At 41.0% G+C, this 25,715-nt stretch carries 15 protein-coding genes; 11 read left to right on the plus strand and 4 right to left on the minus strand.

The features are described from left to right. The first annotated feature begins 118 nt into the window (after positions 1 to 118). A complete protein-coding gene (locus ACEYW6_RS00530) occupies positions 119 to 781 on the plus strand; it encodes a tetratricopeptide repeat protein (protein ID WP_412978218.1) in 663 nt (220 codons plus the stop codon). Positions 782 to 992: 211 nt separating this feature from the next. Here the strand turns inward: ACEYW6_RS00530 and ACEYW6_RS00535 are convergent, their stop codons facing one another. After that, positions 993 to 2,051 carry a serine/threonine protein kinase gene (locus tag ACEYW6_RS00535; RefSeq protein ID WP_412978219.1) on the minus strand — a complete coding sequence of 353 codons (1,059 nt, stop codon included), beginning with the start codon at positions 2,049 to 2,051 and terminating at the stop codon, positions 993 to 995. Between the two features lie 147 nt (positions 2,052 to 2,198). Next, a complete protein-coding gene (locus tag ACEYW6_RS00540; RefSeq protein WP_412978220.1) occupies positions 2,199 to 3,092 on the minus strand; it encodes an alpha/beta fold hydrolase in 894 nt (297 codons plus the stop codon). 198 nt (positions 3,093 to 3,290) lie between these two features. Between ACEYW6_RS00540 and ACEYW6_RS00545 the strand changes: the two genes are divergently transcribed. Further along, entirely contained in the window at positions 3,291 to 4,976 is a 1,686-nt protein-coding gene (locus ACEYW6_RS00545; RefSeq protein WP_412978221.1) for an S-layer homology domain-containing protein, read from the plus strand. 10 nt (positions 4,977 to 4,986) lie between these two features. On the opposite strand, the gene ACEYW6_RS00550 is transcribed toward ACEYW6_RS00545, so the two are convergent. Then, positions 4,987 to 5,424, minus strand: a complete 438-nt coding sequence (locus tag ACEYW6_RS00550; RefSeq protein ID WP_412978222.1) for a VOC family protein — start codon at positions 5,422 to 5,424, stop codon at positions 4,987 to 4,989. A gap of 113 nt (positions 5,425 to 5,537) precedes the next feature. Between ACEYW6_RS00550 and ACEYW6_RS00555 the strand changes: the two genes are divergently transcribed. Beyond that, positions 5,538 to 6,317: an MBL fold metallo-hydrolase gene (locus tag ACEYW6_RS00555; protein ID WP_412978223.1), complete on the plus strand. Its 780-nt coding sequence runs from the start codon at positions 5,538 to 5,540 to the stop codon at positions 6,315 to 6,317. A 171-nt stretch (positions 6,318 to 6,488) separates the two neighbouring features. Here ACEYW6_RS00555 and ACEYW6_RS00560 read toward each other — a convergent pair whose 3' ends face one another. Next, on the minus strand, positions 6,489 to 7,517 hold the full coding sequence (locus tag ACEYW6_RS00560; RefSeq protein WP_196509049.1) for a mechanosensitive ion channel family protein: 1,029 nt from the start codon (positions 7,515 to 7,517) through the stop codon (positions 6,489 to 6,491). A gap of 111 nt (positions 7,518 to 7,628) precedes the next feature. Here ACEYW6_RS00560 and ACEYW6_RS00565 point away from each other — a divergent pair, with 111 nt between their 5' ends. From ACEYW6_RS00565 to ACEYW6_RS00600, 8 genes are all read left to right on the plus strand, one after another. Beyond that, a complete protein-coding gene (locus tag ACEYW6_RS00565; protein WP_412978224.1) occupies positions 7,629 to 8,546 on the plus strand; it encodes a histone deacetylase in 918 nt (305 codons plus the stop codon). 49 nt (positions 8,547 to 8,595) lie between these two features. Next, positions 8,596 to 8,967, plus strand: a complete 372-nt coding sequence (locus ACEYW6_RS00570; protein WP_412978225.1) for a hypothetical protein — start codon at positions 8,596 to 8,598, stop codon at positions 8,965 to 8,967. Positions 8,968 to 8,988: 21 nt separating this feature from the next. Next, on the plus strand, positions 8,989 to 13,470 hold the full coding sequence (locus tag ACEYW6_RS00575) for a translation initiation factor IF-2 N-terminal domain-containing protein (protein WP_412978226.1): 4,482 nt from the start codon (positions 8,989 to 8,991) through the stop codon (positions 13,468 to 13,470). Positions 13,471 to 13,762: 292 nt separating this feature from the next. After that, positions 13,763 to 17,293, plus strand: a complete 3,531-nt coding sequence (gene metH, locus ACEYW6_RS00580) for a methionine synthase (RefSeq protein WP_412978227.1) — start codon at positions 13,763 to 13,765, stop codon at positions 17,291 to 17,293. A gap of 762 nt (positions 17,294 to 18,055) precedes the next feature. Continuing rightward, positions 18,056 to 22,915: a hormogonium polysaccharide biosynthesis protein HpsA gene (gene hpsA, locus ACEYW6_RS00585; RefSeq protein WP_412978228.1), complete on the plus strand. Its 4,860-nt coding sequence runs from the start codon at positions 18,056 to 18,058 to the stop codon at positions 22,913 to 22,915. 203 nt (positions 22,916 to 23,118) lie between these two features. Further along, positions 23,119 to 23,766 carry a hormogonium polysaccharide secretion pseudopilin HpsB gene (hpsB, locus tag ACEYW6_RS00590; protein WP_412978229.1) on the plus strand — a complete coding sequence of 216 codons (648 nt, stop codon included), beginning with the start codon at positions 23,119 to 23,121 and terminating at the stop codon, positions 23,764 to 23,766. Then, on the plus strand, positions 23,754 to 24,860 hold the full coding sequence (hpsC, locus tag ACEYW6_RS00595; RefSeq protein ID WP_412978230.1) for a hormogonium polysaccharide secretion pseudopilin HpsC: 1,107 nt from the start codon (positions 23,754 to 23,756) through the stop codon (positions 24,858 to 24,860). The genes hpsB and hpsC overlap by 13 nt, the downstream gene beginning before the upstream one ends. A gap of 38 nt (positions 24,861 to 24,898) precedes the next feature. Further along, positions 24,899 to 25,603 (plus strand): Tfp pilus assembly protein FimT/FimU, encoded by a 705-nt coding sequence (locus ACEYW6_RS00600; RefSeq protein ID WP_412978231.1) that lies wholly within the window; start codon positions 24,899 to 24,901, stop codon positions 25,601 to 25,603. Positions 25,604 to 25,715 lie beyond the last annotated feature (112 nt).

Genomic DNA, 25,715 nt, shown 5'->3' on the forward strand with positions numbered 1-25,715 from the left:
TTATTTTTGGCAATATATATAATGTTTTTATTGAGATGATGCGGCTCCCCTAGAGAAAGGTGCAACCTGTGAACACTAGTTCTACGTTAACTAAAAATCTTTCTGGATTATATAAATTATGAAATTTGTTTTCTCTATACCTTCTTTATTAGCTTATGCATCACCTATTGTGCTGCTAGTTTTTTCGCTACCATTACTTGCACAAATACCAGCTTCTAATGCCTCTACTGACTGCCAAACTCCTATGCCACCACATCTTAATACAATAGACGACTTCATAGGCATGGGACACTTTCAACAAGATTGCCAAAAAGACTCACTCGCCGCAGTTTCTTCTTTCACGCAAGCAATTAGGCTAAATCCTAAAGCTGAAGAACCCTACTATCATCGTGCTAATGCTTACCATGCACTTGGAAATTACAAAGCCGCAGTAGTAGACTATACCGAAGTAATTAGGCAAAATACAGGTAGGCTTGGTTTTAGTAATCCTGCATACTGGAATAGGGCTAGGGCTTATGAAAAATTAGGCGAAAAACAGAAAGCGATTTTAGATTTGACTCAATTAATTGGTGATAGTAGTTCCAATGTTGACGAGTACTTATTAAGAGGTAATCTTTACAAGGATTTAGGGAATAAAGAAAGTGCGAGGACAGATTACAAGGCAGCAGAAAACCTTTTACAACAATATTTAAGTGGGTCTTTCGGAAGTGGTTTTCAAGATCCTCTATATAAAGAGATGCTGGAGAAAGTAAGAAATAATTTATCACAATTAAATTATTAACCAAAATAGGCTATTAGGCGTGTAGTTTTTTGACTCTGTTAGCGAATCTTTGATAGTTATAAAAATGTCAGCATTTTTCACAAGTGTGAAATACACATAATTTTAGGGGCACAATATTTTGTGACCCTATCCCTCTCCTAAGAGGGATAAAGGTGTAGTTTATTCAATTGAAAACCGCTGTAATTCTTAGCCAGATACAACCTAATTAATCTTAATGTCCGGTTTTTTCTTGGCAACTTGCGTTTAAATCAAAACTTTGACATTCTGTAGCTTCCAGTAATTGCCTAACCGTATTACCGGGGTGACAACTCATCAAAGTTGCCCCCATTGTAGCCAGTGTAACAACAGTAGCTAGTCCCAACAAAGTAGCTCGTTTTCTAGGTTTGATTGTCCTGATTAAATTATCTATCCCAGTGGCACTACCAACAACTTCAATTGGCCCAAGTGCTTTTAAAGCAATAGCTGCATTAGCATAGCGATGTTTTCGGTTGCGTTCCACCATTTTCATCAACCACCGCCGGAAACGCGGACTGATTTGAGGAACTAATTGCTGGAAATTAAAGCGATAGTTATCATCAATTAATTTCCCAATCTCAACAGAACGGGTATTAGTAAGTAAGCAAATCAGTGTTGCTCCTAAACTATATAAATCTGATGCCTCAGTCAAGGAATGACCAAACTGTTCCTCTGGTGGCATAAAACCTGGGGTTCCTGCTACAAAACTGCTCAGAGCTACTTTTGCACCCTGTATTCTAGCCAAACCAAAATCAACCAGATAAGCATTTAGTTGCTCATCAACCAAAATATTCTCTGGCTTGATATCCCGATGAATAATTGGCGGAATTTGCTTTTGTAGATAAACCAAAATCTCTAAAATTGACAAAGCAATTTGCTTTATTTCTTCTGGATTAAAGCCGCTCGTTAAGCCTAAAGATGGGGCATTTTTGTATTCCTGCACCAGATAAAAAGCCCCTGGCATTTCAAAAGAATCTATATAGCGGGGGATGCGAGAATGATTTAGTTGCTGCAAAATTTCGATTTCGCGCTGATATGCTTTTACACCTGACAAATCAGCATCCGCACGAGCAAAACAAAACTCTTTAATCACCACCTGTTGCTTAGAGTTGAGGACATTAGCTAAGTAAGTAATGCGTCCCCCTTCTCGGTTGCGTCCTAGTTCGCTGATAACTTGATAGCCTTGTTTGGAAAAATCTGGATGGTGATTTAAGGGAATTGCCCCTTTATGTCCATTACGCACATCAAGCTCCATTACACGTCACATGAGTTTGATTCTGTCAAGGTGCAATTATAAAGATTAAGATCCACTCACCCAGATTGTTAGCCCTATTCCTACCCCGCATGGGCCAAGGCGCATCGGCAGAAAGTTCCTTTGCATTTGCGTCTTGGCGCAAAATTGTTAACTTTGTGCTAGCCAATCGACAATCTGAGCATTAACTACATCTGGAACCTCATCGTGGGGACAATGACCGGCATTGGGAATGGGAACAATTTTGATGTCTTTGCCATTCTCACGCGCTTCTTCGTAAATCTTGGCCCCAGTAATTGGTGTCCAGGGATCATCAGCACCCCAAATTACTAATAGAGGACGTTCTACTTTGGGCAAAAGTTCCTCTGGACTTGGACCAGGAGGGGCTGTGAGAATGGAGGCGAAGACTTTTTGCGCTCCTGGGTCGCAAGAGGGAGTATAAAGCAAATCAACTAATTCATCGGTGACGGCTTCACGGTTCCGGTAAACTTGGTAGAGGGTGCGGCGAATTTGGGCTTTTTGACGGATGCGGTTATAGACAAATTTACCTGTAATTGGCGATCGCACAAACCGATTAAAAGCTGCCATGACAACACGTAGCGGCGGGTTCAATTCGTGGGGACGATGACTCAACCCACCCGCAGAGTTAATTAAAATACCACCAGCAGAAATTTCTGGATGTTCTACCAGTACTATTAAGCTCAAAAGTGCGCCGATGGAGTTGCCAATAAATACAGCAGGTTCGTGTATATGTGCTATGCAGAAATCTTTCAGCAGTTCCACCCAAACTTCCACGCTGTAATCAATAGGCGCTTTATCGGAACCACCAAAACCTAAAAGGTCTATGGCAAATACCTGGTAGCCAGCATTAGCTAAAACTGGGATATTTTTCCGCCAGTGCCCAATAGAAGCACCAAAGCCGTGAACCAGTACCAAAGGGCGTCCTGTACCCATGACAGTGTACTGGATTTTGTAACCCTGCCAAGTCCAAATGAATTTTTCAAAAGCGTCTTGGGTTGCAAGCTGCTGTGTCGTTACAGTCATTATTAAGATTAATAAAGTGTTTCTTTAATATAGTAATGTTCTCTGACCTCATAACTCCCTACTCCGTACAGACGCGATTAATCGCGTCTCTCCCCACTGATTAGATGTTAGTTCCATCCACCCCAAGGGATTAATAAGTCAAGGGATACCAAATACCCCTGTGACTATTTAGACGAATGGTAGTGTGAGATGAAATACATGAATCAAAATTACTTTGCTCAAATGAGCAAGTTTGTTCTGGCTGCAACCTCTGTGGCAATATTTTCGCCAATAGCTTCTGCCTATGCAACTTCAGGGTTCTCTACCACCGTCGCCCAAATATCTAATAATTCCACAAATCAACAACTTTTAGCCGATAAAAAAGTAGAAACAAGGAGTCGTACTACTACTATTGAGCGCCAAACTATCACCACAGAAAGCCGCACTAGTAGTGTTTCTGCAAAAGGGAAAAAAACAGGTTTTAGCCTTGCTATTTGGGAACCATCCGGTAACTTGTCAGAGGTGATTGCTCGCATTTCTGTCAAGAGTAAAGGTGGCAAGGGCTATTTAAAAGAGCGGTTTTTGGGTGATTACAAGTACAAGATTAAGCAAAAAGCAAAATTTGCTAAGGGGTTAAAAGCTAGCGATCGCATCGTCGTGCGATTGTATGATGTTCAAAACCGCTTTATTGGCTATAGCGAATTTGAATGTTTATCGGCAAATACTACAGTTAACCTGGTTTTGTCAGCCAAGCCTACAGAATATCAAGTCGTTCGCACTGTTTACGGTGTTGATGCTGACCAAAACGGCACTATTGACGCAGGTACCACTACCTACGACTACTTCACCCAAGTCAGCGACCAACGTGTTAGTTTTCTGAGCAGTTCCCAAACCTTCCAAGGTAGTCAGTTCCAAGTAGAAGGCTTGTCAAAAATTGCAGCAACCAGCGTTTATCCCGTCTCTTTCACTCAGGGTGAGTATGCTTTAGTCCGTCAGTCGTTCGTTAGTGTCTTTAGTTCCGACTTGGCAGAGGCTTTACAAGCTACTCCTGGCAGCTTGGTGCAGGTGATTGAAGTCAGCGATAACTCTAGCTACGACATCAGCCAAATGCTGATGAATTATCGCCAAGTTGGAATGTCTCGCGCTCTCCAAGTTGGGTTTTCTGATGTTTCCACAGACTATTGGGCTAAAGATTTTATTGCCGAATTGGCCTCAATGGAAATTCTCGAAGGTTTTCCTGATGGGACTTTCCGCCCTGATGCACCAGTAACTCGCGCTCAATTTGCGGCAATGTTGCGAAAAGCGTTTGCCAAGGGGAAAATTCGCCAAGCGATCGCATTTAAAGATGTCTCAACTCAATATTGGGCTTACAATGCCATCAGCGAAGTTTATCAAATGGGCTTTTTAAACGCTGTTATTGGCAAAGATTTCAACCCCAGTCAAAGCCTTTCTCGCCTTGATATTTTGGTAGCATTAGCGCGGGGACTAAATTATCAAAGCAGCAGTTCTACGGACACAATCTTATCTGTTTACAGCGATGCAACTACTATTCGTCGTGAATATCGCAGTCTGATTGCAGCTTTGACACAACGCGGTATAGTCGTCAACTATCCCAATGTGAACTTGCTAAATGTTGAACGGGTAGCAACCAGGTCTGAAGTATCTGCTTTGCTATACCAAGCCCTGTCTAGCACTGGACAGGTAGCAAAAATTTCCTCACAGTACGTAGTTGGACAACAACAAGTTGCAGTTGAGGAGCAGACTGAAACTTCGACCGAGGGCGTTAAACCGCGTCGCAATTGCAACCAAGGAATTGGTAATGGTGCTGAGGGCTGTGACCCAGGTAATTCCCGTCCTCACGGTGGCAGTAACGATGAAGGTGGACGCACTCCTGGTAACAGGTAATACTATTTTTTTAAGAGGCGCGATTAATCGCGTCTCTAGCTTGCTCGACTGTAAAACTAATTTCCTGACCATAGGAAATTTCTAGTGTATGACCATCTGGGTCTCGAAGATAAGCCCAGTAACCAACTGGAGGGCCCAAGTCATTTGGTCCAGCCAGCAGTATTCCCTCAGTGCGTGCCTCATTGCATAGGCGATCAATTTCCTCATGATTCGGATAAGCTACTCCAAGATGGGATTGTGGTAAAAGTGCGCCTTCTACTTTAGGTACTTTAATTAGGACAATCACAAAAGGTCTAGTCAGGTCACTAATCCAAGCAACATCTGATTGAGTCGCTTGATCAATGCGATGATGCACAACTGTCATCTGAGCATACTTTGCATAAAATGAGATACTTGCATCAACATCACTGACTGCAAGTGCAATGTGAGTCAAACCAAGATCAGACATTAAAAAAACTCCGTGTGTAGACTTGACTGGACAAATGTAAGTATTGGCCTTAGTGCTTACTAAGAAAGCTGACACGATTGATAATGAAGGTAGGCGTTATCTTCACAAAATTTATGTTTTTAACTTGGTTAGACAGTAATTCTTGGCTCCTGGAAATCGGCGGGAAACGAATATTAATTGACCCTTGGCTGGTTGGCTCGTTAATTTTTAGTAATTTGGAATGGTTATTTAAAGGTTCGCGATCGCAAGAGCGTCCAATACCAGATAACATTGATCTGATCCTGCTATCTCAAGGTTTAGAAGACCACGCTCATCCACCAACGCTGAAGCTACTGGATCACAGCATCAAGGTTGTAGCTTCTCCCAATGCAGCCAAGGTAGTGCAGCAATTAGGTTACACCCAGGTAACAGTATTGGCTCATGGTGAAACTTTCACTTTAAATAATCAAATTGAAATTAAGGCTTTCCCCGGCTCCCCTATTGGCCCCACTCTGGTCGAAAATAGTTATCTCCTCAAAGAATTGGAGAGTGGTTTAACTGTATACTACGAGCCTCATGGGTATCATTCTCCACAACTTCAGCAAGCTGCACCTATTGATGTAGTGATTACGCCGTTTATTGACATGACCCTACCTTTGCTTGGGCCGATTATTAAAGGTAAAAATAGTGCTTTAGAAGTAGTAAAGTCGTTAAAACCTCAAGTAATATTACCTACTGCGGCTGGTGGGGATGTGTCCTTTGAGGGATTACTGATGAAATTGATTCAGACTAAAGGAAATGCTGAAGAATTTCGCTCGTTACTAGAGAAAAACAATCTTTCGACGCAAGTGCTTGAGCCAAAACCAGGCGATCGTTTTGAATTACCATTAGAAAAACGAGCATTAGCAATCTAAGTTAGCTCACATCTTGCATCTAGCTCTAGCGATTAGAATCAAGGTTTTCAACCCGCGCAGGCGGGTTTTGCCTATGTAGCCAAGCCAGTGCGGTCTTCTCCCAAAGGGAGAGGCTAGCGCCAAGGGGGTTTCCCCCATGAGCAACTGGCGTGCGACTTCTAGTCGCCAGGGCTAATTTTGTTCCATAGCTGAATTATCTTGAATATTATACACTTCTCTAATCGGAAAAGGAATTTGAATTCCTGCTTGCTGATAGCGCTTGTGTAATTTTTTAACGAATAAATGTTTACCAATACGCTGATCAAAGTATTCACTTACGCGCATATAAAGCGTAAAATCTATACTAAAATCATTAAAAGTATGAAATCTGATATATGGTTCACTTTCTTTTAATTCAGGTGCAATTTCTTGCATGACTTCTTTGGCAACTTCTACAGTTACTTTTTCAACTTGTTCCAAATCGCTATCATAACTGACACCCACATCCATTGTTAAAGTAATTTCCTTTGCGGGTAAATGATAGTTTGTGAAAATCGCAGAAGACAATTTAGAATTGGGAACAATTACTACATTATTTGAGATTTCTTTAATTGTCGTATTGCGCCAAGAAATATCTATGACATATCCTTCTTGCCCAGCATCTAATTTTACATAGTCTCCGGTTCTAACTTGCTTAGAAATAATTAAATAAAAGCCAGAAAACAAATTTGCTAAGGTATCTTGAAGTGCCAAACCAACTGCTAGACCACCAATCCCTAAAGTTGTGATTATCGGTGTAATTTGAACACCCACTGTTTGCAATATAATTAATGTTCCCAAAACTAAAACAGTAATCTTAGCAAGGTTAGAAATTAGTGATGTGGGAACTCCTTCTGTTCTGCGAATAAATAAATTAACAAAACCAGCAGTCAATCTGGCTAAGAAAAGGGTTACTGAATACAGTAGTGCGATCGTCAGAACTTTTTGCAGTACGATCGCAATATCTGGCTTAAGGGGAGAACTCAGAATTGCCCAAAAAAAACCGCCAATGACAAACCAGATAAAAGTCATGCGGTGCAGAGAGTGAAATATAATATTACCCCCCGCAATTCGTTTATTATTAACGAATGTTTCCAGTTTTTTGAAGATAACTTTTTCACCAATTAATCCAGCCAGTAAGCCAGCTAGAATAAATGCTATCGGTGTAATCCATTCCATCATATCAATTTTAAATTTGTAATTTTAGATTTAGGATAACAGCATAGTTGCTGCGATTATGGCTAAATTTTACCTTGTTAGTTGTCGGATTAGCTGTTTGAGATTTTCTGGATTATGGACTTGCCAATTGTTTACCACCCAGATTACATTGCTCCCCTGCCTGAAGGACATCGCTTCCCGATGTCTAAGTTCCGACAACTCTACGAGTTACTGTTAACTGATGGTGTAGCTAATCAAGAACAGTTTTACACCCCCGAACGTCCCCCGCCAGAGTTAATAGAATTAGTCCACACTCCAAACTACGTTAAAGCTTACTGTGAGGGAACCCTAGACCCCAAAGCACAGCGACGCATTGGTTTGCCTTGGAGTCCAGCATTAGCAAATCGTACCTGTGTAGCTGTAGGTGGTACGATACTCACTGCAAAAATGGCGCTAAGACAGGGTTTAGCTTGTAATACGGCTGGTGGAACTCATCATGCCTTTCCTAGTTATGGATCTGGTTTTTGTATTTTCAATGATTTAGCGATCGCCTGTCGCGTTTTACAAAAACTCGGACTCGTCCAAAAAATCCTGATTGTCGATTTAGATGTCCATCAAGGAGACGGCACAGCTTTTATCTTCCAAGACGACGACAGCGTTTTTACTTTCTCCATGCACTGCGAAGTCAATTTCCCCGGTACTAAACAAAACAGCAATTTGGATGTTCCTTTACCGGTGGGAATGGAGGATGACGCTTATTTACAAACTTTGGCGAGTTATTTAGCAGATTTATTATCTAAAGTCAAGCCAGACTTAGTATTTTATGATGCTGGTGTTGACCCTCATATAGGCGATCGCTTGGGAAAATTAGCCCTAACTGATGCTGGGATTTTTCGCCGAGAAATGCAGGTTTTAAGTACCTGTATGAGTAGCGGTTATCCTGTCGCCTGCGTTATTGGCGGCGGTTATGCTGATGATATGAAATCTTTAGTCTGGCGGCATTCGCTACTGCATCGTGCCGCTAGTGAAGTTTACCGACAGTATAAACTTTGATGCAGCCGCTTGAGTTTTTTGATTAATTTATTCTTTTGAAGTTCCTTAGATGAGCAAATTTAGAGAAGCAATAGCAGCAATAATATTGAGTTCATTCTTAGGAATTCCGTTCGTTATATTATCGCTGTGGTATCAGAATCCTCCTGGTTGTGAGCGATTATGCTTCGGTGAACCATGTCTTCCAAATGCATGTATGGGTGGTAATTCCTTAAGGGCTGGATTTCCATTCCCAATAGTGCATGATGATAATGCTGGCTCACCTGTACATGGCTGGGAGAGAATTGGGGCTGAAGATTTTCAGAATATAAATCTTGATGTATTTTTATTAGATGCCTTGTTTTACGGTGTCAGAATAATCATGCTTTTTACGATTACAAAAAGTATTTTAAAATCTGTAAAACGTTCAAGAAGATTGGGCTAATACGGGCAAAGGTAATAGTGGATGAATAACGGCAAACTCAGAATTTACGAACTAGCAAAAGAATTAAATTTAGATAGCAAGAAGCTATTAATAATTTGTGAAAAGCTCAAAATTGTCGTCAAAAGCCATACGAGTACAATCTCAGAATCTGACGCAGAACGCATTCGTCTAGCGGTAAATAAACTAACAGCAAAAACCTCGAAAAATAAAACAAGCTCTGAAGATTGGGGCTATATGTTTATAGCTTCAGCAATTGATAGTTTTATCCGCCATCTTGAAGGTGAAACCTCCCTTAAATCATATCCCGATTTTAGGGACAGGCGCGATCGCGCCAATCAGTTAATGTTGGAATGTGTCGGGAAAAAGCCTTCTCTATTTTATGTGCGTCGCAAAGGTGCGGGGAAAGAAGCAAGGGAAGAAATTTGGGATTTGACAATAGCAACAGACTCCGACGATTTTCCATTACCCGCAAGACTTGAGAAGCTCAGAAAAACATTAGGATTTAGAGCGGCTGTACCAAAAGATGGACGCGATGGTATAAAAATACTTTCGGCTCAGTTGTTACAACCCTCACGGGGACACGCCGATAGCTATGCTATACCTTGTCGCTTACGTTTGCTACCTAATCATCAGCATCATCTCGACATTCCACCTGCAACATTGAAACGCATCGCAGCCGCGCCAATGTGTGGTGAGCATGTGCCTACAGAAGATCAGCTTAAAGCTTGGAAAGCGTTTTTGCAAATTGAGGAAAAAATCGCTAAAGCACGTCAGTTTTGTGTGCGTTATGTAAGTCACAACTATAACTTCAAAAGGCGAATCAGTTTTGAAATTGATGTAGCTTCAGCCACTCTTGACGGCTTTTATCAAAATTCCCTCGACATGGAAAACTTCTGGGAACGAGCAAGACGCACAAAAAGCGAAGATTTAAAACTTTTTGAAACTGCTCCCGTCGGCAAAAATTGGATTAGCGGTCGTCAATTAGGGACTGTTGAGGAAGTTGACCCCAACCGTTGTATTATCAGCCTCAGATTAGAACGCGACTTAGCTGAATTCATGTCAGCAGAGCGTTATAAGTTGCCAGATACAGGATTTTTGTGTTTTGAGGCAGTTGGTGATATTCAGCAGATTCAGCGCAAGAAAAAAGCTTTAGATGATTTGAATAATGGTTACACTCAAAATCCTTACTTAGGTAACTTTTTATTCGATGCTTTCCAGGCTAGACAAATCAAAACAACTGTTGAACTTCAACCACAAGATTTATTGTTATCTTCTGCTAATCCTGGTCAGAAAGCAGCAGTAGAAAAGGTACTTGCTGCGAAGGATCTTGTTCTTATCCAAGGGCCACCGGGTACAGGTAAAACTACCGTAATTGCCGAGATTTGCTATCAAATAGCCCTTCGCGGTGGACGTACCTTAATCGCTTCTCAAGCCAATTTAGCAGTAGATAATGCCCTGAGTCGATTAGTCCACAACCCAGTGATTCGGGCTGTACGCAAAGGGAGAGCCGAGAAAGTTGGGGAAGAAGGACAGCCATTTTTAGAAGACCAAGTGATTGGTAGATGGCTGGAAAATACAGCAAATGACTGCGAAAATAATCTTACTCAAAGGCTCGAAAATATCCAAATATTTAGCCAATTACTGGCATCATCACGAAGATTTACAGCCTACTTTGAAGCAGAGGAGGAATTTAATCAGCAACAAACTAAATTCACTAAAAATAAGGTAAAGCTAGAGGAAAACTTTAAAAATCAAGAAAAATCTTATAACGAAACTGTAGAGAAACAGAATGAAGTTGAATCACTCATTGCAGGACTTAAAAATATACTAAATACTGCACCAAATATCAACTGGGAAGCTCCAGAAGTTACAGATTTTTTGCCGCTTCTTAAGCCATACACAGAAGGTAACAGTTTAGTAGAAGAATTTTTAGCAAATGTTCGTCAAACGATCAAATATACTAATGAACTTGGTTTCGTGCGTCCGGCACTTGGCGCTTTTGGTTTAGCGGCTTGGTTGCGTGAAACTGTAGTTACAGAAATTTCTGAATTTAAAACTGCTTTAATTTATGCTCAAGATGCAAGTAAAGCCATCTTAGAAGTTGCAGCATTAGTAGAGGTTGTCAAACAAAATTTTGTCTCGTTAAATCAGTTACAACCAGATTATCAGAAATATCTTGCCAAACTGCAAAATATACAGCAAACAATCCAGATATGGGAAAACCGTAAACGTGAAATCGATTACATTATCTCAGCAGTTAAAGAATGGAAAGCAACAGCACCTTCTCATCTTTATCAAACTTTGAAAGATTGTCAGCAATCAGGTTTACCACTAACAGAAAATTTAGTGGACTTGCCGCTAGGTTTGTTGATGTTTGCGAATACATTAAAATTACCAATAGTTCCAAAAATATATAAAATAAATCTACCAGAATGGGAGCTATTGACAAAGGCGATCGCTTATGAAATAGACGGAGGTTTTACTGATAGGCGGGGTAAACAGCATAATTTTAGCTATTTTTTACAACAAAATTTTAGTCAGATTCCAATGGTGCTATCAAAGAGCGATCGCACCCAATGGCAAGAAACCTATCAACAGTTTAACAATTATCAGCTACTCAACCCAAAACAGCGAAAATTACTGGTTGAGAATACCCAGGTTTTTTTAATTAGAATGCAACGGACTTATGGTGCATCATGGGAATGGAATAACATTGACTCTACTCTCACCCGCATTACACAAGAATTGTTAGATATTATTCTTGCAAATGCGCGTCAATGCGTTTTAAAAGTCAAAACGGAAACTGAGCAACAGCTTCAGCATTTGCAACGACAATTAAATGAATTCCAGAAAAATGAAGTTAGCCAACAGCAAATATCCATTACTCAAGCTGAGGCGGAAAAGGCACAACAAAACGCTAATTTGCAACTTGGAGGAGTGATTAATATCTTACAAGAACTTAATCAACAGCCAAATATACCTTTTCAATTACGCATTTTAATTGAAAAATACCTTACAACACAATCAAATATTTGGGAGCAGCCGCAAGAATTCTCAAATCAAGTGAATTCTTGGGTAACTTGTATCAGTCAACTTGAAACCTTAATTTCATTATTAGAACCTTTTGCTGTGCTGGAGATAATTAAAAATTCTCTACATGAACATTTATCAAAGCTACAAGAAGAAACTGGAATTTCTCTACAGCAGCTTCAAAAATTACAAATTAATTTACGCGAAACAGAACAGAAATCGCAACCACAGCCATCAGACAATTTAATAGAAGAAAGGAATTGGTGGTTGACAGAATGGCAAAAAATACCGGATAAATTTAAGCCAGAAAATTCTGCTGCTGACTTGTTTAATATAGACTTATTACGTAGCATAAATATTAGCTTTGAATCTTGGCAACAGCAACTAGAAAAAGATGAAATTTATCTCAATAAATATCAGAATTTTGTACAAGATTGGATAGGAAAATTAAGACAGCCAACTGAAGGTGATCGCGATGATTTAAGGCGCATATATTTAGATAATGCCAACGTCGTTGGTATCACTTGTGTTCAAGCTGCAAATAGAGGTTTTTCTGAAGAATTCAAATCTTTCGATGTTGTTATTATTGATGAGGTTAGTAAGTGTACTCCACCAGAGTTACTAATCCCAGCTTTGAAAGGCAAAAAGTTAGTAATGGTAGGCGATCATCGGCAATTACCACCCATGCTTGATACTAGCACTGTAGAAGAAGTTGCTCAAACAATGGGTAATACACGAGACGAACTACAATTCTTAGAAGAATCTCTATTTAAAAGTCAGTTTGAGTCTGCTGATGACAGCATCAAACAAATGCTAACTACACAATATCGAATGCATCCATTTATTATGGGAGCAATCAATCAGTTTTATGATGGTAAACTAGAATCTGGGATTTTGGAGCCAGATACAAAACGTGCACATAATTTAGCAGGTGAAATTGTCCAACAATCTCATCATCTTCTTTGGGTAAAAACGCCCATAGAGAATCAGTTTTTAGAGCAACGGAACGGAACTTCTTACTTTAATACTCAAGAAATTGATGCGATTGAAAGTTTGTGTCACCAGTTCGAGACTACTTGGGCTTCTAGAGTTGCTAATGGTGAACCCAAAAAAGAAATTGCTGTAATTACGTTTTATGGCGCTCAATTAAGAAAAATTGATGAACGTCTGCAATCTGAACTTTTTCCTTCACTAGAAATTCGTACTGGTACGGTAGACAGATTTCAAGGGATGGAAAGACCTGTTGTAATTGTTAGTATGGTTCGCAACAATAGCAAAGGAGATGTGGGATTTGCCAAGAAGCCAGAACGGGTTAACGTTGCATTTTCTCGCGCTCAGGAACTACTAATAATTGTGGGTTGTCATAATTTATTTACCAATCAATCGGGTAAAGTTGGAACTATGTATTCCGAAGTTTCAAATATTGTAAGTCTTCATGGAGGTTTCATTGATGTTTCTCGCCTCTTCAGCTAAACAGATTGATTGATGACAATCTCAAGAATTTGGTAGAGACAGACTGTTTCTTGATATTTGGTGCTAATTGAAGGGTATATTTTAGTCGCAATCAAAATTTTCCTTCTTTCCATAGAACGACCTCTGTATAAACTAGTCCACTATGCATATTGGTAATATAAGCACATCAAATGCTTCAGTATATAAGAATTTTTCCATTACATACTGCCGAAACTCCCAAAATTTTGGAAAATAATAAAGTAAGTCGAGTATCACAAGACTCACTTGATTTCCTCATTTCTTCTAGGAAAATATGACTCATTCTTTCCTTGAACGCCTGCGTAGTCCAGATAGACCAGTCCTCGTCTTCGACGGGGCGATGGGAACCAACCTCCAAACCCAAAACCTTACGGCTGAAGACTTCGGCGGCCCACAGTATGAAGGTTGTAACGAATACTTAGTTCACACGAAACCTGAAGCTGTGGCTAAGGTTCACCGCGACTTTCTCGCCGCTGGTGCAGATGTAATTGAAACCGATACCTTTGGCAGTACGTCCCTGGTGCTGGCAGAATATGACTTGGCAGACCAAGCTTATTACCTCAGCAAGACAGCCGCAGAATTGGCGAAGCGTGTCGCGGCGGAATTTTCCACGCCAGAAAAACCCCGGTTTGTGGCAGGTTCTATTGGCCCCACAACGAAACTACCAACTTTGGGACATATTGACTTTGACACCATGAAAGCTACTTTTGCCGAACAAGCAGAAGCGCTGTGGGATGGTGGTGTCGATTTATTCCTGGTGGAAACTTGCCAAGATGTGTTGCAAATTAAAGCGGCGCTGAATGGTATTGAAGAAGTATTTGCCAAAAAAGGCGATCGCAGACCGTTGATGGTGTCTGTGACAATGGAAAGCATGGGCACAATGTTGGTTGGTTCAGAAATCAGTGCTGTGCTGACAATTCTGGAACCTTACCCAATTGACATTCTCGGTCTAAACTGTGCCACTGGCCCAGACTTGATGAAACCACATATCAAGTATCTGGCAGAACATTCACCTTTCATCGTTTCCTGTATTCCCAACGCGGGTTTACCTGAAAACGTTGGCGGTCAAGCGCACTACCGCTTGACACCGTTAGAATTACGGATGTCATTGATGCATTTTGTTGAAGATTTGGGTGTCCAAGTGATCGGGGGTTGCTGTGGGACGCGTCCAGAACACATTCAACAATTGGCAGAAGTAGCTAAAGGTCTGAAGCCAAAAGTTAGACATCCTAGCTTAGAACCAGCAGCAGCGTCAATTTACACCACTCAGCCCTACGACCAAGATAATTCTTTCTTGATTGTTGGTGAACGTCTCAACGCCAGTGGTTCCAAGAAGTGCCGCGATTTGCTAAATGCAGAAGATTGGGATGGACTCGTTTCAATGGCGAGGGCGCAAGTAAAAGAAGGCGCACACATCCTCGATGTCAACGTCGATTATGTGGGACGTGACGGTGTGCGTGATATGCACGAATTAGTTTCGCGCATTGTTAATAATGTGACATTACCTTTAATGCTTGACTCCACCGAATGGGAAAAGATGGAGGCGGGTTTAAAGGTTGCCGGTGGTAAGTCTTTGCTGAACTCCACCAACTACGAAGATGGAGAACCCCGCTTTTTGAAAGTGCTGGATTTAGCGAAAAAATACGGTGCTGGTGTAGTCATTGGTACTATCGATGAAGATGGGATGGCGAGGACAGCAGACAAAAAGTTTGCGATCGCACAACGCGCATACCGTCAAGCTGTAGAATACGGCATACCACCCACAGAAATATTTTTTGATACCCTCGCGTTACCCATTTCCACTGGGATTGAAGAAGACCGAGAAAACGGTAAAGCCACCATTGAATCCATCCGGCGGATTCGTGAAGAATTGCCTGGATGTCATGTAATTTTGGGTGTTTCCAATATTTCCTTTGGTTTGAATCCAGCCTCGCGGATGGTGTTGAACTCGGTGTTTTTACACGAAGCGACAACGGCGGGAATGGATGCAGCCATTGTCAGTGCTAACAAAATTTTACCGCTCTCTAAGATTGAGGCACGCCATCAAGAAATCTGTCGCCAGTTGATTTATGATGAGCGAAAATTTGAAGGTAATGTTTGCGTTTACGATCCCTTGGGAGAGCTTACCACAGTATTTGCTGGGGTAACGACAAAACGCGATCGCTCCTTAGATGAAAGTCTCCCCATCCCAGAACGTCTCAAGCGTCACATCATCGACGGCGAACGCATTGGCTTAGAAGAACATCTGAAAAAAGCCTTAGAAGAACATCCCCCCTTGGAGATTATCAACACCTTCCTGCTAGATGGCATGAAAGTTGTCGGCGAATTATTCGGTTCTGGACAAATGCAGTTACCCTTCGTTTTGCAATCTGCGGAAACCATGAAAGCGGCGGTAGCGTTTCTAGAACCGTTCATGGAAAAATCAGAATCAGGCAACAATGCCAAGGGAACCTTTATCATTGCCACAGTCAAAGGCGATGTCCACGACATTGGTAAAAACTTGGTGGATATCATCTTATCTAACAACGGCTACAAGGTGATTAACCTGGGAATTAAACAGCCGGTGGAAAACATCATCAACGCTTACGAACAGCATAAAGCTGATTGTATAGCCATGAGTGGTTTGCTGGTAAAATCCACCGCCTTCATGAAAGAGAATTTGGAAGTATTCAACGAAAAGGGAATTAGTGTCCCCGTGATTTTAGGTGGTGCGGCGCTGACTCCCAAATTTGTGCATGAAGATTGCCAAAAAACCTACAAAGGTAAAGTTGTTTATGGCAAAGATGCCTTTTCTGACTTGCACTTCATGGATAAATTAATGCCAGCAAAGGCTGCTGGTAACTGGGAAGATTTGCAGGGATTTTTGAACGAAGTCGAAACGGCTGAAGTTTCGACAAATGGTCATAAAGAATTGGTAACTACAACTGCTGAGGAAACAGCATCTGCTGAACCAAAAGTAGTAGATACGAGACGTTCTGATGCTGTGGCGATAGATATTGAACGTCCTACACCGCCTTTCTGGGGAACGCAATTGTTGCAGCCTAGCGATATTCCCATTGAGGAAATATTCTGGCATTTAGATTTACAAGCTTTAATTGCTGGACAATGGCAATTCCGCAAACCAAAGGAACAATCTAAGGAAGAATATCAGGCTTTCTTAGCTGAGAAAGTGTACCCAGTTTTAGAAAGTTGGAAACAGCGGATTCTTGAGGAGAATCTGTTGCATCCTCAGGTGATTTATGGGTATTTACCTTGTCAGTCTGAGGGAAATTCTCTACATATATATGACTCAGAAAGTCAATCACAACAGATTGTAACTTTCGAGTTTCCCAGACAAAAGTCTTTAAGACGGCTGTGCATAGCAGATTTCTTTGCACCGAAGGAGTTAGGAATTATTGATGTGTTCCCGATGCAGGCGGTGACTGTAGGGGAGATTGCAACAGAGTTCGCCCAAAAGTTGTTTGCAGATAATCAATACACAGATTATCTGTATTTTCACGGCATGGCGGTGCAGGTTGCAGAGGCTGTAGCTGAGTGGACACACGCCAGAATTCGCCGAGAGTTAGGTTTTACTGCTGAAGAACCCGATAACATTCGGGATATATTGGCACAACGCTATCGTGGCTCACGGTATAGTTTTGGTTATCCTGCTTGCCCAAATATTCAGGATCAGTACAAGCAACTAGAGTTATTGCAGACTGACAGAATTAACTTGTATATGGATGAAAGTGAACAACTTTATCCAGAACAGTCTACCACTGCGATTATTGCTTACCATCCACAAGCAAAATACTTTAGCGCGTAGAACCCCATCCCCCCTTCCTCGCTTCTAGGAAGAGGGGAATTATGGTGGTTCCCAATTGCACTGAATACAGCAGTTTTGGTAGGCTGCGTTAGCCTTTGGCTAACGCACCGCTTTACTTAAATTCTAGTATTCGATGGTTGTGCTGGGTTAGGCGCTAGTAGCAAGCCATTACAAAAAACCTTGAAGTCTAGAAAGTAGATTTATGTATGGTTTTCACAAGCATTGCTCCCTGCATCCATAAATGCGTAGCAGTTCCCCACAGGATAACAAGAATTGCTATACAAGCTAGTAAATAATTAGTAATTAACGAAAGGGATGTCGAACAACAAGATACCCGACTTCTTTAGAAAGTCGGGTATATGAGTCGAACATCTGATTATTTTTCACCCAATTGATATCTTTCCTTTAACGGTGGGTATTATAAGTTTACTTTGCTAACAACATCTTCATAAATTTGCCTTCAAATAAAATACATTTCCGCAATTGTACTGTGAAGTTATGCTCTTATTCCTTATGCAACTTGAATTAAATAATTCTGAAAAAATCAGTGTTTACCGAATAAATAAACAATTTATAAATGATATAACTTTAAATAAATTGTCTTTTGTTGTAGTTACTTCATTTGGAACTTATTAAAACCAGATGCACTAGTTAGAGAAATATAGTCTCATATTTAGCCTGTAAAAAAGCTTTGCAGGCTAAATATGAGAGATGTCGAAAAAATACAAAAACCGCTAAAAGTCACTTGACAGGGAAGCAGCTATGTCTCGAAAACGTCAGCTAGTCAAGGCAATTCAAAAAACCTTCAAACAAATTAGCAAGCAGTTCTTATCTGCAATTAACAAGCAAATTATTTGGCTTCTGCGAGCTTCTTTTGGCACGAATAGAAGACGCGGATCGGCGAATGCTGGCTTTGTGTTACCAACAGTGGCGATGGTAACGTTGGTAGTTGTACTGTTAACAACTGCAATTTTATTTCGGTCTTTTGAACGCTCCAAAAATGCTAGTAATGTTCGGGTGAATGAAGCGACAATACAAGCCGCCACCCCTGCTTTGGAGAGAGCTAAAGCAAAAATAACTGCACTATTTGCCGACCCGACTCTGCCACGTTCTGTTCCATCAAATGTAACACTATACAGTACCTTAACCAATAAACTTCCTGTCTATACATTTGGTGATGAAACTCCCATAAACCTGGCTTATAATCTTGACAAAGATACTACAATTGAAGCAGATAGTAGTATTATTTTAGAGAATAAAGAAAACTTACAAACAGCCTGGAAATTTCCTGCCGATACAGATAATAACGGTAAATTTGATAGCTTTATTCTCTACGGTATCTACTTCCGCACTCCCCCCCAAACTGGTACAACTCAAGAGAGAAAGAGAAGTCCACTGGATGCTAGAACGCCTCCTATGCTACCAGCTAAGGCAGGTGGAGCTTGTGATGTAGCTGGTGAGACTAGTGCCAGCTTGGTAGGCGCTTCTGGTTGGTATAAGTTACCAACTGGTGAATTGAAAAAAAGCTTTTTCGTATATACAGCAACGGTTCCCATTAGTGATATTACTCAAGCTACTCTTCTTGATACAACTAAATATGAGAAGTATCAAGGTAACAAGGGTTTCTCGGCTTTAGAAATGCAACAAGACCGTAGTCAAGTTCCCATTACTAATAATGCTGTCGTTTATGAAGATGACTTAGATATTACACCTGGTCCTAGATTTCGTTTGAATGGGCGTATTTTCACCAACAGTAATTTTTTGACTGGTAAAAGTAATCAAAATATTACGCTATTCCAGGTCAGCAGTAGATATTCTTGTTATTACGAGCGAGAAAATGGCAGAATAGTTGTTGGTGGTAATGTTGCAGGTAATGGGCCGATAAGTGCTTCAGATATTGGGGCAGTTCAAGTAGATTTATTTAGAGAAAATGATGTCCCTACACAAACATCACTTGCAAGCACAAATAAATCTACCTCGAATAACCCAAATCAAATTGCTTATAACAGTCAGGCTTATGCTCAACGGATCGACTTGTTAGTAAATGCACAATTCGCTCACGCTACAACTACTGACCCCCAAGAGGTCGAAGATAATAAAAGCAAGCGGATTGCAGCCGACCCAAGTTTAGATTCTAACAAGGTACGTCGAGAAGAACTGGAAATCTACTTCAAAAAACGTACCAGACGCGTACCATTTAATGAAGTACCTTATGGTAATGATGGCGTTGGTAGTTTTACTACAGCAAATGTTCTCGCAGGATATGACGATTCAGCAAGAAGTAATGCCCTACGTCCACCAGATAGCTGGATATATCCCACGAATACCAATACAACACTAACGCTAACTACATCAGAGTTACCTGCTACAGACCCAGCAACCTTAGAAACTTCTCCTGTCATAGAATCACGGTTAGGCGATCGCATTGTAGTAGGTAACAATTTACCTGAACTCAGATGGGACAGCACAAAAGGAATTTTTGTCGGAGAGGAAGAACCTGAAACCATTACTGGTGTGAAATGGACAGGTAGCACTACTAAAGATCGTACTCGTACTACTAGCGTCAAACAATTGGCAGATTTAGGGGTGACTGGACGTGACGGATTCTGGGAAATAGCAGCCGCTTCACCCCGCGCTGATGCTCTTGATGTAGTTGGTGGATTACGAGTAGTTACAGGTGCAGGAATATATAGAAGTACAGGTTCTGGACTACCTACTACTTCATCATTAGTAGTCTGGCCTGACACTATGCCCATGCTAGTGCCTGATCCTGCTAATCCTATCGACGGTACTCCAACACGTGGGCATTTGGTGATGCGTGCCACAGCAGTTTATCACTACAACCGTAATTCGTATGATCCTAATGCGACTACACCAGATCATTATCAAGAACCCATAGCCTGTGTCAGCAGTTATTACAATCCCACTAATCAAACAACAGCAACCACAAACACCTACGATCCTCTCGTTTCAACAACAGCAGCAGCTTCTAATAATGGGGTCGTTTACGAAATTTCCGATACTACATCTGATGAAATAACTAGAGGACAGACGTTAACCAGTGGGTTGTTTACAACTGCGGCGGATGCTGATGATGTAACGAACACTGCTGTAGCTTTGCTAGATCGCTTAAAGTATCAAGCCAACTTGACATTTCCCAACGGTCGTTTTGTAAATCCGCTACTGCGGCAAGCACTACTCAAAGCAACAGATAAAGACCTGACCTTATCTGAGCAATCAGCAATTGATTCCACAATTTGTGCAATAGAAATTGCCGATGGAACTCTCTCAACGAGTGAAACTTATGTTCCTAATGATGCAATTAAGGAAACTACATTTCTTGATGCCAGACAAATTAAAGCTATAGATAAAGGTGGCACGTTAACCGGAAACTACAATTTAGAAGTTGAACAGCGCCAACCTTTAGAAATTCGTGCCACTGTCATAGATTTAGATAAGCTTCGCAGAAAATCAATCGCTGGTACTTGGTCTAACGAATATCTGTTACCGAATAGTGGCATTATCTATGCATCTCGTGATGATGCTCAAAAAGATGCCAGTAACTCAAGTGAAAATGTCAGTGCTACTGACTACAGGCTTGATCCAGAGCGGCGACCCAACGCCATTATGTTGATTAATGGCAGTGACTTGAGCCGCGAAAACAATTACAGAGCAGAAGAAAAAGGCTTAGTTTTAGCAACCGACCTGCCAGCTTATGTTAAAGGCAATTTTAATCTGCATACCAAGCAAGAATTTAAAGATGCGGGTCTTTTACCTCCTCCCAGTGATGCTACTTACGATAGTAAATTTTACACTCGCGCTGCGGCAAATCGCGATCCTGACTTTGCTTGTCGGCCGGCAGACTCTAGACTTCCCAATTGCACAACTGGAGAAACCTGGCGATCAGCATCAGTGATTGCTGATGCTGTTACCTTGCTTTCTGGTAACTTCCGCGAAGGTTTTCGCAATGAGGGTGATTACGACTTGCGAAATAACCAAGGAAGTGACCCTAACATCGTACTCAGCCGCCTGAAGGTGGGTTTCTGGAATAACAACTTCGTCACTTCATCTAAATTCTTCACTGATTCTGGTGGTGATGCCTACTACAAGGGTACTCCCACTGGTACTGACAATAACAGTTCTTATTTGAACAACTTTGTCACACCCATTCAGCGCCGAGGAAATTTCCCAGAGTATGTAATGGAAATGTGCTTCAAGATACCAGTTTCACAATGTGAACCAGGTGACTGGCATGTGGGTTTAGATAATGATAATGATGAAACCAATGATCAAGATCCAACCAATGGTTTGGAGATAGCAGACATCTTCAAAAGGTCTAGTGAAGTAATAGATGCAGATCCTAACAACCTCTTAGCTGGTACAACTGCGCGATCGCCAAGGACTGGTTTTGAACGATTTGCTCGTAGGGTTGCGTTCAAACGTAAATACGATATACTCACAACCGATCCTAATTATGCTCTTAATTTTGCCAAGCTAGTTGATGCTTCTAATGTGGCTTTCACTACTTTTAATCAAGGTACTCCCATTCCGCTAGGTATTAAATCAAGTGTAGTAAAAGAACTTCCGCTAGTTATCACATCTGGTGTAGTAGACCCGGCTAGTATACCTGACATAGCGCCTAATGCGCTATGGTTTGCAACCACAACAAGTACTTCTACTACCGCACCAGGGTTCAACACTAGTGAGATAAAATACGATAACACTCATCGTATATTCTACAGGTATCCTCAGCTACCAGCTTCTGGTTCGCCTAGGGATTTCCCCGGAGCCACATCACCATTCACGACTACACCCATCAGAAATGCGTTGTACCAGCCGCTATTAGAACCTGTATTGCAATTACAGGTAACAACCACTACAGGGCCTCAAGATCAAGATTATGCCAGTTTAGCAGGAGGATTATCCACTGTCGTTAAAAATACTAGATGGTTGTCTAAGGCAAGTGAAACAACTTTTAATCTAGTAATTGCAGCTGGTGATACTCCGGCTCGTGTGGGTGCAACTAGCTACGAAATCAATGGGGGTTTGCATAACTTTGTACGCTTCTTAGAAAATTGGGATGGAGTTAATGCCAATATCAACGGTTCATTCATCCAATTTAAACGCAGTATCTATGCTACTGCACCATTCCAAGTTCTTGTCAGACCAGGACCAACAACTGCTCCTGCAACCTCTTCTAACCCTAATGATACTACCCTTGCTAACCTTGCAAAGAATAACAGTATCTTTATTAGAATTCTCAATTCTAATAGACCTGGTTACACATCAGATAGTACTTCTATAGGTAATAGTCCTGCTGGGGAAGCGCCTTATTATATGCCTCCTAACCGTAACTGGGGTTTTGATGTGGCGTTACTGGCGCAAAATCCCGACTTGTTTGCCCAGCGTTTTGTAATTCCAGCTATTGATCCTCCAAATGAATACTTCAGAGAAGTAGGTCGGGATGACCTTTGGGTGAAAACTCTGTTGTGTGCTGTCCAAACTCAGACAGCAGATGGGTTTGATATGCCTTCTGCGGACAGCACCTTCTTTGGCAGCGGTTTCAAATTTGCACTACCTGCAAGTGAACGTCCTAGTGACTGCAAACTCCAACCATCCTGAAGTGTTGAATGAAATTTTTTTACAGCACTTATTAATTGAATAAACCACGTTAAGAGACTTAATTTCTAGCCCTCTTTCCTAGTAGGCAAGGAGGAAATTCCAAGCCTCTCTTTTACAAAGGGGAGAGGTTTGGACAGAGCTTACGAGTGTATTACACTTAATCACCAATCGCTGTAAAACATAGCCCTATCGAAAGACTAACTATGAACATACACCAACTACAACAATCATCTTCCCAATCGAGCCAATCTGGTTTTACGATCATTGAGTCGCTGGTGGCAATCCTCGTGGTTAGCGTTTTGCTGGTAGCGATCGCACCTGTTCTAGTCATGTCAACAGCAACTCGTGTGCAAGCTAGACGCATAGAATTGGCAACAGGAGCGGCTAAAGCCTTCATTGATGCTATTAAGTCTAAAACAATCTCAGACCCGACAATCACCGTTACATTGACTGCTAGCACAACTAGAAATGTATCTAGTTCAAGTAGTGACTATTTACTGAATGGTACGTTAGTTCCTACTGCTAGCACTGGTTTATATTGCTTTAACAAAAATGGCAGCCTTGCTAGTCCAAGCTGTACTAGCGATCTATTTTACATTCAGGCTATTCGCGTTGCTGTCACAGATAGCGACGCTGATAAAGGTCAAGGCTATCGTTTGGGAGTTCGGGTATATCGTTCAGATGCTGAATTTGGTACTTTAACTGCGGGTAGCAGTGGACAAAAAGCAGCAACATTCACAGGAGGATTAGGCGATCGCAAAGCACCACTAGTAGAAATGACAACTGAAATTGTCAGGGGTCAAAGCTCTTATAGCGCTTTATGCGGAAGACTTGGTGGTTGTCAACCATAATTAACCCAGCAAAAATAAATGATTTGATGACTCAGTATTTGTCACCAAGGAGAAACTGTAGCAAAATGAATATATTGAGGTGGCTGTTAAGTACTCAGCTAAAACTCCCTTACAAGCAAAACAAAAATAGTGGCTTCACGCTCATTGAATTATTAGTGGCTATGATCATTGCATTCCTGGTAATTACGCCGTTGCTAGGCTTTATGATCAGTGTTTTAAACACTGACCGCCAGGAACAAGCTAAAGCCACCTCTGAGCAAGAAATTAAAGCAGCGCTTGACTATATTGCTCGTGATCTCCAACAAGCACTATATATATATGATGCTACTGGAATTGGTTGTCTAAGCGGTACTGTTGATACTAGTACTTGCCCAAATGCAGGTACAACTGGGAATCAACTGCCTAGTGCAACAGATAGAGTTCCTGTGCTCGTCTTTTGGAAACGAGAATTAGTTAATCAAGCAATTACAATTACAGGCACTGAAAAAGATGATACTTTTGTTTACTCATTAGTTGCCTACTATTTAATTAAAGACAATAATACTAACTGGTCTAAAGCTGCCCGCATCGCCAGATGGGAAATTAAGGATGGCGTTCCAAATGCTGCTGCTACAGAAGGTGCTTGCGATGGATTTACCACCGAAAAATATCTTCCATGTCCAGATAAAGGTTTTAAACCATTTGACGTGTCACAAAAAGGCATAACATTACAAGCAAAAATGAATAGTTGGACAAATAGTTTAGGAGCAGGAGGGACTTACAATCAAGTTCCTGTGGTTTTGGTTGATTTTATAGATCAAACAACAATAGCACAGGAAACCCCAACAATGACAGCAGCAGCAGTAACTTGCCCTACCCCTACTAGCTTTGTCTTTAGAAGAGTTCCAGCAACTATTGAGAGAAGAGGCTTTTATGCTTGTGTAGCTTCAGTTGACGCAAATAATAGAAGTACTGTTGAAGTTTATTTAAGAGGTAACGCACAAGCTCGCTTATTAGAAGATGAAACTAAAGTACGTTACGCCGAAAGTAAATCTAGTTATTTTCCGAGTGCAAACATTAAGGTTCAAGGAAGCAGCTTTATATTTAGCAAATAGCTTCTATCTTTGACAAAGATTACTAAAAGCAGGATAGTATGCTGAATATTCCTAGTTTAAAATTATTCGATTATTTCCAGTTACACAGCCAAAAAACAAAACAAAAGCAGCAATATTTAGTAAATAGACACTATAGCTGCAATCGACATGATGCTGGTTTTAGCCTGATAGAATTAACAGTAGTACTGCTGATGGTAGCAATTCTAGCAGCGATCGCAGCTCCTGGTTGGCTTGCATTTGTGAATCGACAGCAGCTAAATAAGGCTAATGACGCTGTTTTCGCGGCACTGCAAGAAGCACAGCGCGAAGCTAAAAACAAAAAACTTAGTTACAGCGTCAGTTTTCAAAAAAATACCACAACCCAAAATGTAGAGGTTGCTATTTATCGTACCGATGTTGGAATCAGCATATGGAAACCTTTAGGAGCGGATGTCGGAGTTAATGCTGATAAATTACTGCTGGGCGGGAATCTTAGTAGTAGTATTGGCAATACTACTACTAATTCTCCTGTATCCTACCCTTTAAATGCATCAGCCAAAATTACTTTTGACTATATGGGGACTTTACCAAATGCAAACTTTGGAACAGTTATAGCTCCATCGACAGAGCCACCTGGCTTAAAAATAGTGGTAGCTGTACCAATATCTGCAAACTCTACATTGGCGAGTAGCGTAAAGCGATGCGTCATTGTGAAAACTCTTTTAGGCTCAACTATCATAGCGAAAGACTCCCAGTGTGATTAAGCAATTTTAATAGCGTAAATTTATAGAAATACGAAATAATACTGAACATAAAACTGCAAATTGATAGCAAAATTGAAGCATCAGGCACAGTTTTATGGTTTTGATAGATTTC

The organism is Nostoc sp. UIC 10607 (assembly GCF_047228265.1).
Classification (GTDB): Bacteria; Cyanobacteriota; Cyanobacteriia; order Cyanobacteriales; family Nostocaceae; genus Nostoc; species Nostoc foliaceum_A.

Excerpts from the sequence above, each read along its gene's own strand:
- ACEYW6_RS00530 (WP_412978218.1), top strand. The coding sequence starts at position 119 with ATGAAATTTGTTTTCTCTATACCTTCTTTATTAGCTTATGCATCACCT.
- ACEYW6_RS00535 (WP_412978219.1), bottom strand. The coding sequence starts at position 2,051 with ATGGAGCTTGATGTGCGTAATGGACATAAAGGGGCAATTCCCTTAAAT.
- ACEYW6_RS00540 (WP_412978220.1), bottom strand. The coding sequence starts at position 3,092 with ATGACTGTAACGACACAGCAGCTTGCAACCCAAGACGCTTTTGAAAAA.
- ACEYW6_RS00545 (WP_412978221.1), top strand. The coding sequence starts at position 3,291 with ATGAATCAAAATTACTTTGCTCAAATGAGCAAGTTTGTTCTGGCTGCA.
- ACEYW6_RS00550 (WP_412978222.1), bottom strand. The coding sequence starts at position 5,424 with ATGTCTGATCTTGGTTTGACTCACATTGCACTTGCAGTCAGTGATGTT.
- ACEYW6_RS00555 (WP_412978223.1), top strand. The coding sequence starts at position 5,538 with ATGTTTTTAACTTGGTTAGACAGTAATTCTTGGCTCCTGGAAATCGGC.
- ACEYW6_RS00560 (WP_196509049.1), bottom strand. The coding sequence starts at position 7,517 with ATGATGGAATGGATTACACCGATAGCATTTATTCTAGCTGGCTTACTG.
- ACEYW6_RS00565 (WP_412978224.1), top strand. The coding sequence starts at position 7,629 with ATGGACTTGCCAATTGTTTACCACCCAGATTACATTGCTCCCCTGCCT.
- ACEYW6_RS00570 (WP_412978225.1), top strand. The coding sequence starts at position 8,596 with ATGAGCAAATTTAGAGAAGCAATAGCAGCAATAATATTGAGTTCATTC.
- ACEYW6_RS00575 (WP_412978226.1), top strand. The coding sequence starts at position 8,989 with ATGAATAACGGCAAACTCAGAATTTACGAACTAGCAAAAGAATTAAAT.
- metH (WP_412978227.1), top strand. The coding sequence starts at position 13,763 with ATGACTCATTCTTTCCTTGAACGCCTGCGTAGTCCAGATAGACCAGTC.
- hpsA (WP_412978228.1), top strand. The coding sequence starts at position 18,056 with ATGTCTCGAAAACGTCAGCTAGTCAAGGCAATTCAAAAAACCTTCAAA.
- hpsB (WP_412978229.1), top strand. The coding sequence starts at position 23,119 with ATGAACATACACCAACTACAACAATCATCTTCCCAATCGAGCCAATCT.
- ACEYW6_RS00600 (WP_412978231.1), top strand. The coding sequence starts at position 24,899 with ATGCTGAATATTCCTAGTTTAAAATTATTCGATTATTTCCAGTTACAC.